At 63.7% G+C, this 12,404-nt stretch carries 8 protein-coding genes; 2 read left to right on the forward strand and 6 right to left on the reverse strand.

Annotated features, from left to right (window positions below; genetic code table 11):
• Positions 1 to 139: 139 nt before the first annotated feature.
• Positions 140 to 1,942 carry an alpha/beta hydrolase family protein gene (locus DEJ19_RS07065; RefSeq protein WP_111234193.1) on the forward strand — a complete coding sequence of 601 codons (1,803 nt, stop codon included), beginning with the start codon at positions 140 to 142 and terminating at the stop codon, positions 1,940 to 1,942.
• Positions 1,943 to 2,450: 508 nt separating this feature from the next.
• On the opposite strand, the gene DEJ19_RS07070 is transcribed toward DEJ19_RS07065, so the two are convergent.
• The 4 genes from DEJ19_RS07070 to DEJ19_RS07085 are packed head-to-tail and all read right to left on the reverse strand — an operon-like array spanning position 2,451 to position 8,373.
• Positions 2,451 to 3,002, reverse strand: a complete 552-nt coding sequence (locus tag DEJ19_RS07070; RefSeq protein ID WP_111234194.1) for a hypothetical protein — start codon at positions 3,000 to 3,002, stop codon at positions 2,451 to 2,453.
• Positions 2,999 to 3,547 carry a hypothetical protein gene (locus DEJ19_RS07075; protein ID WP_146250728.1) on the reverse strand — a complete coding sequence of 183 codons (549 nt, stop codon included), beginning with the start codon at positions 3,545 to 3,547 and terminating at the stop codon, positions 2,999 to 3,001. Before DEJ19_RS07075 ends, DEJ19_RS07070 begins: the two co-directional genes overlap by 4 nt.
• Positions 3,548 to 3,565: 18 nt before the next feature.
• Entirely contained in the window at positions 3,566 to 6,118 is a 2,553-nt protein-coding gene (locus tag DEJ19_RS07080) for a DEAD/DEAH box helicase (protein ID WP_111234195.1), read from the reverse strand.
• On the reverse strand, positions 6,118 to 8,373 hold the full coding sequence (locus tag DEJ19_RS07085) for a site-specific DNA-methyltransferase (RefSeq protein ID WP_258377490.1): 2,256 nt from the start codon (positions 8,371 to 8,373) through the stop codon (positions 6,118 to 6,120). Before DEJ19_RS07085 ends, DEJ19_RS07080 begins: the two co-directional genes overlap by 1 nt.
• Positions 8,374 to 8,921: 548 nt before the next feature.
• Here DEJ19_RS07085 and DEJ19_RS07090 point away from each other — a divergent pair.
• Positions 8,922 to 10,100: a hypothetical protein gene (locus DEJ19_RS07090; RefSeq protein WP_220035350.1), complete on the forward strand. Its 1,179-nt coding sequence runs from the start codon at positions 8,922 to 8,924 to the stop codon at positions 10,098 to 10,100.
• Between the two features lie 200 nt (positions 10,101 to 10,300).
• Here DEJ19_RS07090 and DEJ19_RS07095 read toward each other — a convergent pair whose 3' ends face one another.
• Complete coding sequence (locus DEJ19_RS07095; protein WP_258377491.1) at positions 10,301 to 10,969, reverse strand: MupG family TIM beta-alpha barrel fold protein; 669 nt, start codon at positions 10,967 to 10,969, stop codon at positions 10,301 to 10,303.
• Positions 10,875 to 12,371: a PTS transporter subunit EIIC gene (locus tag DEJ19_RS07100; protein WP_111234199.1), complete on the reverse strand. Its 1,497-nt coding sequence runs from the start codon at positions 12,369 to 12,371 to the stop codon at positions 10,875 to 10,877. The genes DEJ19_RS07095 and DEJ19_RS07100 overlap by 95 nt, the downstream gene beginning before the upstream one ends.
• Positions 12,372 to 12,404: the final 33 nt, after the last annotated feature.

A 12,404-nucleotide genomic window follows, 5' to 3' on the forward strand; every position in this document is an offset into this window, starting at 1 on the left:
GCCGCTCGAGACCGGCTGACGTGGTTGAACCGCGGCTCAACTGTCGCATCTGCAACCGCGGAAACGTCGCCTTCGGGGCGTCGAAACCCACTAGCCTGAGCGACGTCGAAGGTTCGTCAACTCTTCCGGAAGGTTGCTCGTGAGCGCTGGCCCTGTCCTCTTGTTCCTGCACGGTGTCGGAACAGGCGATGTTGAAGATGGCTGGCAGGTCGCACTGTCAGGGGCGCTCGTCCGGCTGGGTTACCCCGCACTTGAGCCCGAGAGATGGATCGCGCCGAAGTACGCCTATGCCCTTCGAAACGGGGACGGCAAGTACCGCGTTCCCCCGGTCACCGTGAAACAGCTAGGCAAGGACGATGCCAGGATCAATCGGCGGGAGTTCGAGCGGCGCACGAGTGCCATGGAGTACCGGCTCGGCCAGCACGAGGATCTGCCGAACTGGCCAGGCGCTGGCACCGTCGTCGACGTGGCCTTCGAGACGAACCCCTTCAAGCAGGCGCACAACTACCTGCACGACGAGCAAGCTCGTGCGCGGGTACTCACGCGGGTGCTCGACGCACTCCCCGACTCCGGAGAAGTGTTGATCGTCGGACACAGCCTCGGGTCCGTTGTCGCCGCCGATCTCGTCCGCCGGCTCCCTGCTGGGCTGAACGTGGTCGGGATGATCACGATCGGGAGTCCTCTGGCGAGCGGTTCCGTGCGCGCGACGGACCTGCGAGAGGCGATGCAGGAGCCGCCGACGAACCTTGGCTGGTGGATCAACTTCTGGAACGGTTTTGACCCGGTCGCGGCGCACCGCGGTCTGTCGTCGGTCATGCCGTGGTTGCTCGACCTCCGAGTCACGACGCCACCAACTCCTCGTGTCCACGACGCGGTCGAGTACTTGTCTGACTCGAGAGTCGCCGAGGCGATCGGGTACGCGATGCACGGCTCGCTCTCCACTGATCTCGTACGGACCGTCAACGCAGTCGACGTGCCGCTCGATGCAGACGAGCGGGTCGTTGTGCTCGCGCTCCGGTACGCGCACCTGGTGGCGACGTACCTCAAGGACGATCAGCAGGACAGGTTCACCGGAGCGCTCCGAGCAATCCAGTCGGAAGCGGTGGAGGCGATGCTGCAGCGTCGAGACGTCGAGGGAAGGCCACGTCCTGAGCTGATCGCTCGGCTCGCATTCGACCTTGCAGATCCGACCGCGGAAGCGACTCCGCCCGCACCGGGGATGTACCTCACCAAGGAGGACGCGCTTGTTCAGCTCATCGTGCTCGTGTCCGACAACTTCCTTCGCCCCTTCGACATCGGCTTCAGCGAGTCCATCAAGCGGCAGGCGATGCGGGACCTCACCGCAGAACTCGGTCTCGGAAGCGTTCTTGGCGGGGACGTCCTCGATGCGGTCGACCGAGCCGAGAAGGTCCTCGCCGGGAGCAAGGGGCCGAACTGGATCAGGATCGGCGCGATGGGTGCCGGCGCGGTCGCCCTCGTCGTCGCGACGGGTGGTATCGCACTCGCCGCCGGTGCGGGTCTTGCCGGCGCGGCCGCTCTGACGAGTGCTCTTGCAGCATTCGGACCTGGCGGGATGATCGGCGGCCTGATCACTGCCGGAACTCTCGTCACAGCGGGCGGCGGTGGGATCGCGTTCGGGCTCGCGAGTTCGGGCACGTCATCCGAAGCAGTCGAGTCGATCGTGATGCGACAGCTCGCAGCGGTCATCCTGCGTCAGAAACTCGATCTCGAGCAGGACCCCGCCGTGTGGCACCTGCTCGTCGAGACCGAGCGGCAGGTGAGGCGGGCGCATGAGCGACTGGACGAATATTCCGATCCGAAGTCGCCGGTGCTCGTCGAACTCCGCAAGAAGATCCAGCTCGTCGAGCGGGCGCTCGACTTCATGCGCGAGGAAGGCCTCGAGCCAGCAGCAGAACCGCAGACCTCCTCGGCCGCTCGCTGATCGACTGGAAGGACACGACGATCATGAGCCGATCCGACAACAGGACGAACCGCCTTCGGGCAGCCCTTCGCTACCTCGACGAACAGGGAGGCGCAGCGAGTCGGCTCGACGTCTGGAACGCAGCACGCACGGGAGTTCCGCTCGAAGGCGAAGAACTCGCACCGAACCAGAAAGGAAAGCCGCAGGGGCAGTCGGATTTCTTCTGGGGTTCCGCTGGTCTGGTGCACGCGGGATTCCTGACCACGCGACCGCCCCGTTCTGCCTCCCGCGGTGCGCGCGGGTCTGGGGAATTGCTACCCACCGAGTTATCCGCAGGTGCGATGGTTGCCCATCCGGCTCGTGGGGCCTGACAGGAGGTCAGTGATCAACGCGATCTAGGTATCGAAGGGCGCAATACGAAACGCGAAACCCCGCCTGCTTCCTTGCGAACCCATCAGCAACCCTGAGACCCGCCCAAGAGGACGGCGTCTAGTGTGACATCGCACTTGAAACTGCGACACCGGAGCTTTCACCAGTCGAAAGTAGTGCGGGATCTCCACTCAGCGATGAAACCATCTGCAAGCTTTTTTGAGGCGTTTCGGCTTTGGCCTTCTTCGCGAAACATTCTTACGATGGATCTCCGAAAAATCCCTTCCCATGCCGCCTCGAAGCCCGTTGACGGAAGCTCCACAAGTATCCTCGGCTGATCTTCGGTAGTCGTGAAGGTGGAGCCCAAACCTCCCTCGAGTAGGAACATGCTTCGCGCCCGCAGCATGTTGTCTATCGAGCCGCCGAACTTCGGGAGCTCGAACTCGATCAGAAACTCCGTAGCTACGGGCCTCTCAAACGTGAGCTGAAGGAGCACCCGGCTCGAGTCGCCAAGCGCGGTCGACCACTGGGAAACACAGTCTCCCGCGGGAGTGTGTTCGTGGGCTCGGATGAGTTCCGTGATCTCGGGATGTCCATCGGCATCGACCATTACGACAGGGATGAGCCTGCCGCCTGCTGTGTCAACGTTGGCGATGGCTGCGGAGCTAGTGGCGCGAACCACGCGCTCGCTAGAAAGCCTTTGCACCTTCATGAACCGGGCGTCCTTGCGTAAATGATCTCCACGGGTATCTCGCTTCTGTTCTCGTACGTGTCGGTGAAGATCGCCACGAAGTCCTGTGGCCTTCGCCCTTCAAGGAGCGCCGCAGCGCCGAAAAATCGAACCTCACCTTCGATGCTTGTTCCTGCGGCTACCGTCATCGGGAGGTTGAGCGTGCCGACGGCCTCCAGGCTGGGTAGGCGCAATGAGACTCGGCTGGCGGCGACTAGGTATCGGATTTCCAGTTCACCAGACGTGATCGCGTTGCTGCTCTCGGTAGGGTTCTTCGCCCTAATGCGGAAGGTGTACTCAGTTCCCAGGTCCGTTGTGATGGAAGAACTCTCAAGATAGGTGAGTACTAGTTTTGGTCGGCGGCGAGCCTCTTGGCGCCTCGTGGCGTTGAGAGAGCGGATCGCGGTGATCAAGCCACCGAGAGCGATCCCTGACGTGACCAGAGACCACATCAGTGCGAGGAAACTGATTTTGACGGCTGGTTCTGCCGCAAAGAACCAATCGACAGGGTTGAACCCGGAATTCATGCGAGCAATCCCTTTGAATCAATATGCTACGGCCGCGCTGTCATAGGCGAACCGGCCATCGGACTCTTGCAGCACCTTCGCGCGAACGTCAGCGAGCTTGAAGTCCAGCACGCGGAGCTCGCCGTCGATCCGTGAGATGGACTCGAGCCTGTGGAAGCTGTCTCCATAGACCTCGGCAAACCGGGCCATCCCATGGAGCTTCCAGATGGCGTCGGGCAGCCAGGACCCGTGCGGATCGACAATGCTCGCGCGGACGCCTGTCTCCGTATCGACGAAGAACAGGAAGTCGGGCCGCAGCGTCCGCCACTCACCATGACGGTCCTGATAAGCGATGCTCATCGAGTCACGACCGCCAACCGGGTTCCGATACCAGGCGAGCATGTCGCCGTGGCCGATCTCGGTGTCGATGACCTCGACCTCGTCCGGGTTGAGCTTGCCGACGGGGAACATGCCCTCGTCATCAGCGATCAGGTGAAGCGGTCGACGCTCGAGTAACTGCTCGGTATCCCCCACGGCTCGCTTCGTCTCTTCCTGCCGGTTCTTGGGCAGGGCCATCGAGATGAGCTGCGGATCGGTGCTCATGGCCGTGATCTCGGCGTAGAGGCTCTGCCTAGACTCCGGCAGCGACTTGATCGCGACCCTGAACTGGTTGAGCCACTCGGCCGCGATCCTGTCGGCCTCAGCATCCAATGCGGGTCGCGTCTGCGGCAGCATTGCAAGGGCCGCGACTTTGACATGCGCGTCACGGAACACGTCCTCGTCATCGGCGTCTACCGTGAGCAGCTCAATGTACGTCCGCGCCACGTCGGGCGTGATCGTCCGCGCGCCGCTGCGGTAGGAGTCCTGGATCGCGCGGTCGTCAGCGACCTCAGTGAACGACCCATCGGCACGAGTGCCGTACCTGGCCGAGCTCTGCAGGGTTGTCCCCGCGACCGTCAGGACGTCATCGACCGCCTTCGCCATGTCCTTTGCGTACTGGGCAGCGACGCCGTTCAGCACCCCATGGAGGCGCTCGTGCGCGAGCTTCCCAGCGTCCGCGAGGAGCTTGTCGGCGGCCAGAGCATGAGCGAGAGAGGTCACTCGCTTGATCGGGTTCGCGTGCTTGCGCGGCAGTGTCTCGGCCGGGAGGTTCCCGAACAGGGTCCAGACCTCGTCGGGCACCGCCGCGTTCGGCGTCATGAGCTTCGGGTCAATGAGCACCCGCTGTCCGGTGTCACCACCGAGCGTCAGGTCGTTGCCCATGATCTTCTCGATCACCAGGCTTGCCGTTGCCTTGTTGAACCTCGGCAGGATGCACTCGACGCTGTTGAGGAGGTCGTCGCCCTCGACGCGTCGGGCAAGCGGAGTGCGGATCATCCGGCCAAGGAGCTGCGCAATGTGCGTCTCGTCCTTCGCCGGTCGGAACGACACCATAACCTCTGCGCGCGGGCAGTCCCACCCCGTACTGATGGCGTCCTTGGCGAGCAGCACGCGGACGTAACTCGCGTCCTGCACTCGCTCGGGCGAAATGTAGGGGACGCTGTGGGCGCCGAACGTCTGCGGCGAGTGGTCCCCGAACACGTGGGCCACGGCGTCGAATTCGAGCTCGGGCCACTCGTCGCGGATCACGTCGATCGCGGACGCGATCTCGTCAGCCGCGGGCTTGTTCGGCACCTGGAGCAACATGAGCGGCTTGATCGCCTCGTCGCCTTGCTCTGCTGCGTACCCAGCCCAGGCGGCAGAGAGAGCCTTTACCTTACGAACCCCGCGGCGGAGCAGGACCGTGTTGAAGTCGCCGGTCTCAGCGGGAAAGTCGAGGACGATGTCGTCCTTCAGCAGGCCCGACTCCTGGATGCGCACCGGGTCGACCTGGACGGTGCCGAGGTGCACGCGGTTCGACTGGACCTCGGCCGCGGCCATCGCTTCCTCGAATCGAGTGACGGTGGCCGAGACGCCCCAGACGATCGGAACCGGAGGCACACCGCCGTGGCCGTTGATGAGCCGCTTCACGATCGTCGGTGTCTCCACAGGGCGCTTGCCCATGCCCTTGTGGGCCTCGTCGAGGACCATGTACAGGGTGCGGCCGGAGTCCTCGATGGTGTTCCGCAACGTGTCCCAGAATGTGAACGGCACGGTGTCGGGGTGTGTCGATATGCCGTCGAGCGTGTTGGAGTCGTCGTGCCCGCGCACAAGGAGGCTGTTCTTCGACAGCTTGCTCGTGTTGAGGAAGTAGACGTGCCCAGCTTGGAGCTTCGGGTACCGGAACGGGTGCTCAACGGTCACAAGCCGATTTCGGAGTCGGTCGGAGGCCTGCTCCAGCCGGTGGCGCGTCTGCTGGTTGAGCGCGGGGTCATCGCTGAACCACAGAACGACAGCACCGGGGTCCGGCGCCACGGTGTAGTCGTCGTTCCCCCAGAACAGCGCCTCGATCACAGCTGCCGCCATGACGGTCTTTCCCGCACCCATGGTCGCGGTCAGGGCGACGGATGAGACGCGCTTGCTGGCGCTGCGGTAGAAGTCCCGCGCCGAGGCGAGCTCGCGCAGGGTGTCGCCCACAGCGTCGTCCTGGTAGTCCTTCAGCGTGTAGCGCATCAGAGTTCACCCGTGCTCTCGCAGTTGCGCAGGTAGTCCTCATAGAGGCGGACGGTCTCGATCCCGCGGAGCTCGTCGGCGACCTGCTGGTAGCGGCCTTCGTCATCGGTAACGACGTAGACGATGCGGATGCCCTCGATCTTTCTGAGCGAGGTCACGAACTCCACAGCCTGGTCGAGGTCTCGGAGGATTCCGTAGGTGTTCGCAACAGCCCAGCCTCCGTCGAGGGCGTCGATTCGCTCGCCCTGCGCGCCAGCGCGTAACCAGAGCATCGGCGCGATCGCGGCGAACGCCTTGTCGTTGCTCACCATCCAAGGCGATTCGTACGTGAGGGTGAAGAAGGCAGCGTTCTCCTCGAAGCCATCGGCCATCGGGAACTCGTCGACGAACTTGTAGTCCCCTTTGACTGCTGCGCCATCAACAGCCACACCTTCGATTGAGGCACGGATTCGGGGTTTCGTGATGTAGTCGCAGATGCCCCACTGCTCCCATTCCGGGTCGCCAGGGCGGAGGCCCAGCCGGCGGCGGCTGATCTGCTCATCCGCGGAAACATCGTTATTGGTCACTGAGATACATTGGCGACGGCCGCCATCCTGTTTATTCAGCCGCATGAGCGCGTGCGCAGTCGTGCCAGAACCAGCGAAGAAGTCAAGCACCACTGCATCCGGTTTGTCGTTTATGAAGAAACGAAGCGCATCTTCGACGGCGTAGAGAGACTTCGGAAATGGGAAGCGTCGCGACGGCAAGAACTGGTCTAGGAGCCTCGAGCCGTACTGCGTCGAATCGTGAGCGGGAACCCGCCACTGGCTGCCTGGGACGAGCAAGTGATCAACTCGAGTGGTCTTTTCGAGGTCAAGCGAACCGTCGGGCCTGCGCCCGGTATTTTCGTACTCGCCGCTGAGCACTTTGGCATATTCGCCGCCCTTCAAGTAGTAGACGACAAAGCCCTTCTCTGCATTGCCCCCGAGTCGGACGCGACCCTCAGCGACGTGCCTGAGCAGCGCGGCTTGACCGAGCTGCCAGGTGCCGTGCGACCCGTCTCTCCTTATCGGCCAGAGGATCACGCGGCCTGCCGGAGCCGTAATCGCGTCATGAGATTCGCCGCGGTCAATGGAATCACCCGCGCCGACAACCTGTGGTACTGAGGGATCAATTATAAGCGGGTAAAACAGATTGGGTCTATCGCCCCTGAGGGCGTTAGTACCAGATCTACGAAGTAAGTCCCATCTCGCCTCTCCGGTAAAAGTGCGGCCTTTGGCCGAGACCCAATCGCTACCGAGCCTCACCCTCTGGGGTGTGGCGTCGCCCAGCATGACGAAGAAGCAGTACTCATCAGATCGACCGAACGCCCCGCGTCGAGCGACGTTGGCTGGGTTGATTGCGATACTGACCATTTGGATGCGAGCCTCGGGAAAGGTCTGCTCAAGGAGGAGCCCCAGACGCAGGTACTCCTTCTCGTCGATCGTGACCATGAGCACTGAGTCCTCAGGGTTGAGGAGCCGTTTGGCGATCTTCAAGCGGCGTTCCATGAACGCGAGCCACTTCGAGTGACGGTAGAGGTCGTCACCCTCGACGTAGTCGTTGTTGTACTTCCAGTCCTTTGCCCCAGTGTTGTAGGGAGGGTCGATGTAGATCGCGTCGACCGCGTGCTCATGCGTGAATGTGAGTTGCTCGAGGACGTGGAAGTTTTCGCCGTTGATCACGGTATGGAACGGCTTGTCGCCACCGCGCTCGACAGTGCCGTCAGGTCGCAGGCCAGGGTAGATGCGATCTCGGAACTCGGCGACCAGCACGAGGTCGTCGAGCGGGACCGTGGCGGTCTCCGGCTCGGCAACGTCGAGCAGGGATATTGAGGCATGCTCGCCAGCGACCGACTCGACACGCCACAGGCGCTGATCGCCCCGCTCGGTCGAGCCACGGGGCGGGAGCACGCGCACCTTGCTCATCTTGCGGATCTTCTGGCCAGGCAGCTCTACCGCTTCGGGCGCGTGGCGTTCGAAGTTCAGGCCGAACGGAAGACGCCTCTGAAGGGGCTTGAGCTCCTCTTCGAGGTCGGCGCCGAGCTGCGGATCGAGCTGCTTGGCAGCCCGCAGAAGGTCCGTAAGCCGCGACATCGCATCCCCTTTTTCGTCATAGGCAAGATCCCGCGGCCCCGCAGCAGCGGGGCGCGAGCTCTGCCAGAATCCTATCGAGCGAGGGTTCAGCACGCCAAAGGGGGCGAGGTGGCGCACACTTGTGCAGGGGACGGCCACCATCAGTCGAACCGTCGGAGCTGCACCCGTCTCGCGCGATCCGGCGGAACCTCGGCGGCTGCGGATTCGAGGCCATCATCCCGGAACCCCGCGACCAGGGGAGTACCGGAAGCGCTAGGGGTCCCGCAGCGGCAGGCCCATTCCCACGGTAGGGCGACTACGAATCCGCAACGTCATCGAGCGTGGTTTCTGCCGACTGAATCAGCGGCGGACCTGGCGACCCAGGAGGAGCCCATCGAGTCGGCTTCCTCCATGGCTGCGCAAAGTAGCAGCGGAGCGATCGTCTGGCCAATGCAAGTCGGCGGCTCGGCAAGGTCTGCTCACGTAGAAGACGCCAGTCGTGTCCTGAACCATCACGGCAGCAGTCGAGGCTGGCTTGATCAAGGTGGGTCCACGGGTCGGTAGCTCGAGGCGCCCGCCGTGTACATCCCCTTCTTTGGGTGGGGCAGGATCTGGATCCTTCGGTCGGGGTTGTTGTAGCGTTCGTCAGAGTTGGATGTCTTGAAGATCGAGGGGGATGTGTGCCTAGGGAAGTAGTTTTACGCCCTGCGGTGGAAGCGATCGAGGCGAATGATGCCTCTAGTCTGATGCTCCTGATACGGCCGCAGTGGCAGGCTAAAGGATTGATCGAGCGCGTCCGACGACTTCTGCCTGTCGATCCGAGTAGTGCTTGCCAGCGCTTGTTGAACGCTGCGATTGCGGACCTCAGGGAGAAAATCAAGATCGCGGGAATTGACATTGCGGAAGAGTCGGCCAAGGCGTTCAGTCTCCCTCCCGTTCGGAAGGCTGACGATGTAGACAATTATTCAACCGCCCGTATCATCGATCTTGCCTATCGCATGGGGTTATTGAGTCGCCCCGAGTGGCGGCGCATGACCAGGGCTTATGATATTCGACGTGACCTCGAGCATGAGGATTCCGAATATGAAGCGGGCGTTGAGGATCTGATCTACATCTTCAAAACCTGCATAGAGGCTGTCCTTGCCCGTGACCCAGTAACACTGATCAAAGTGTCTGAGGTCAAGGATCTCGTACAGGTATCCGGCCCGGCGGTCGCCGACGAACGGATGACGGAGGATTTTGAGCACGCACCTGACACCCGCCAGATCGAAATCCTCAAGTTCCTGCTTTCTCTCTCACTGAATGAGACAGAAAGCGAACTTGTGCGCGCCAACGCCTTCGCGGTGATCGGGGTTTTGGCAGATAACGCGCGCGACAGCGTCATCGTTGAGCTTGCGAAGCACATGCAGGAGAAAGTTGGGCGCCGGGGTCTAGCGGTGCTCGAAGTGCGGGTGGCGATCAAGTCGCGCGTTTATCCCTATCTGCGGAAGGCCCAAAAGAGAGCGTTTTACTCCGACCTCGCGTCCCAGCTCGAATTGATCTCTTACAACTGGCGGTCGAACGCGAGTCACGGAGACCAGTTGAGGTCGATCATTGAGCTAGGCGGGCTTGGCCCTGTGACGTCCGACCATTTGCCGCGGTTCGTGAAGTGGATGACGCTCTGCTATCTAGGCGAGCCTGGGGGCTACGGACAGGGTATCGGCCGGTCAGTGTTCTTCAGCAACGGTGGTGCGCCGCTGGTTCGGGAGTTGTTCGAAGCTGCGCCAGAAGAGGTGAGGCCGGTTCTAGTGGGCCTAGAGAACGACAAAGACGTTGCCACCGCGAAGGGTCGCTCAGCCGCCGTGTCTCGACGATTTGACGAGCTACTGGACCTGGTGGAGCCACGCTAGGTCTGCCCACCGTTTGCTCACAACCGGCTGGTTCGGGATGTGACCCTGCACGAGTCAGGTGACCGTGAAACGTCTGCACGCACTTGATCGCGTTCGGCGCTGATGAGGCCCTTGTCGAGTCGTGTGAGTTCAAATCCCACCGGAGCCAATCTGAATCGAAAGCGCCCGACTGCCTGAATTGCAGCCGTCGTTTCGCTCTGTCAGAAGCGAAGAAACTCGCCCAGGCTGGGCGAATCGACGATCCGGGGGCAGGCCCCGGAGCATGATCGCGACTTCTCCGCAGCGCCTCCCCGCCAACCGAACTGCCGGGCATCGGCGACCGACGAAGCCACGGACGACAGCGCCAGACCGGTCCACTCCCGCGGGTAGAAGTTCTGGATCAGCTCGACATCCAGGTGGGCGAACGGCGCGAGGTCGGCGGCCCGCAGCGTGCTCGCATTGAGGGCGATGGGCAGGACGGCAGCGACAGAGAGGATCTCAGGGACCGAGAACCCGAAGTTGATCCGCGCGCGAGCCACTCCGATCGACCGCAGGAACTCCCACGGTGAATCGCCGAGCAGCGGAGCGGTGTTGGGGGAGAAGTCGGCCACGACCGACAGGCCGGCGGACGCGGCAGCGAGACGATCTCGGTCGCCGCGGGTCGTGCCCCGGCGGGGGAGTCCTCCGGGATGTGCAACGAAGTGAACGCGAGCGTCGCACCCGACTCCGCTGCGGCCGAGAACGTCGGACCGGCCAGCGGACCGTGCGCCAGGTAGGTGCTCGCGTCCAACCGCATCAGCGCGCAGCTCCCACGGAGTCAGCCGGCGTGAGCGGGGCGTCAGGAGCGACGGGGTCGCCGGACGGCACTGACGACTGCGCCTCGAGATCAGCCCGCACCGACACGGAAACCCCGAACAACAACGTCGCCACAAACCCCACGACGTACGCCACCACGAGCCCCGACCCGTACCCGAGCAACGCCCACCCGTACCCGGACGACCCGTTCAGCAGGGGGATGAGTGACAGGTCCGAGGCCCCGATGGCGATCGCCCCGACGGAGTGCCCGAGCTGGTCGAACAGCCCGACGACACCGCCGCCGAACGCTCCACCGATGCACGCGGTGATGAACGGCCGGCCGAGGGGGAGTGTCACGCCGTAGATCAGGGGCTCTCCGACACCGAGGAACCCGGCCGGCAGCGCACCGCGGATGGTCCGCACCAGCGAGGCGTTCGAACGGAACCGCATCCACAGCGCGATGCACGCACCGATCTGCCCGGCACCACCCATCGCCAGGACGGGCAGCAGCACGGTCCACCCGGTCTGGTCGATCAGGGTGGTGTGGATCGGGATGAGCCCCTGGTGCATGCCGGTCATGACGAGCGGCAGGAAGAGTCCTCCGAGGACGAAGCCGGCGAAGGCCCCGCCGTTCGCGAGCAGCCAGGTCGCAGCAGTACCGATCGCGACCGAGACGACACCGGCGACGGACATCAGGATCCCCAGCGTCACCGACCCGGCGACCAGCACGGTCACGGTCGGCACGACGATGAGCGCGATGACGTCTGGCGTGACCCGGCGCATGAAGCGCTCGACGTACGCGGCGAGGATGCCGCCGGCCAGCGCACCGAGTACACCGCCCTGGCCGGGTGCCAGGGTCTCGCCGAACACGGTGACGTTCGCGACGCCGGCCGCGACGATGATGCCGCCGACCGCACCGCCGAGGATGGGCGTGCCGCCGAACTCCTTCGCGGCGTTCATCCCGACGAACACGGCGAGCAGGGACAGGAAACCGGACGAGAGCACGCCGAGGAACGGCGTCACCCCGGGCACCCACCCCAGGTTCGTCAGGATCCCGTTGATCCCGGCGATGAGCCCGCACGCGATCAGTGCGGGGATGAGCGGGATGAAGATCGCGGAGATCTTCCGGATCGCGCGCATGGTGCGGCCGTCGGAACGGGACCGCGCGGTCGCCTTGATGGACGCACCGCGAGCAGCGAGCTCCTCAGGCGACGCACCAGGCCCACCAGCCGCAGCCGGCGGGGCGGCCGCGCGCAGGGCCTCCAGGCCGTCGGCCACGCGGTCGACGAGACCCGGGCCGAGCACGATCTGCAGGTTCGAGCCGGCCGCGATGGCGGCCATGACGCCGTCGGTGGCCTTCAGGTCGTCGAGCGCAACGGAGGAGTCGGACACGACCTCCACCCGCAGGCGGGTCATGCAGTTCTCGACGTCGGCGATGTTCGCGGAACCGCCGACGGCGTCGAGGATCTGCTGGGCGAGTTGCTGGGCATCGGGCATTGCTGTGCTCCTCGGGGGAAAGGAAACGAAAGG

Source organism: Curtobacterium sp. MCSS17_016 (genome assembly GCF_003234255.2).
GTDB classification, from domain to species: Bacteria; Actinomycetota; Actinomycetes; order Actinomycetales; family Microbacteriaceae; genus Curtobacterium; species Curtobacterium flaccumfaciens.

Excerpts from the sequence above, each read along its gene's own strand:
- DEJ19_RS07070 (WP_111234194.1), bottom strand. The coding sequence starts at position 3,002 with ATGAAGGTGCAAAGGCTTTCTAGCGAGCGCGTGGTTCGCGCCACTAGC.
- DEJ19_RS07075 (WP_146250728.1), bottom strand. The coding sequence starts at position 3,547 with ATGAATTCCGGGTTCAACCCTGTCGATTGGTTCTTTGCGGCAGAACCA.
- DEJ19_RS07080 (WP_111234195.1), bottom strand. The coding sequence starts at position 6,118 with ATGCGCTACACGCTGAAGGACTACCAGGACGACGCTGTGGGCGACACC.
- DEJ19_RS07085 (WP_258377490.1), bottom strand. The coding sequence starts at position 8,373 with ATGGTGGCCGTCCCCTGCACAAGTGTGCGCCACCTCGCCCCCTTTGGC.
- DEJ19_RS07100 (WP_111234199.1), bottom strand. The coding sequence starts at position 12,371 with ATGCCCGATGCCCAGCAACTCGCCCAGCAGATCCTCGACGCCGTCGGC.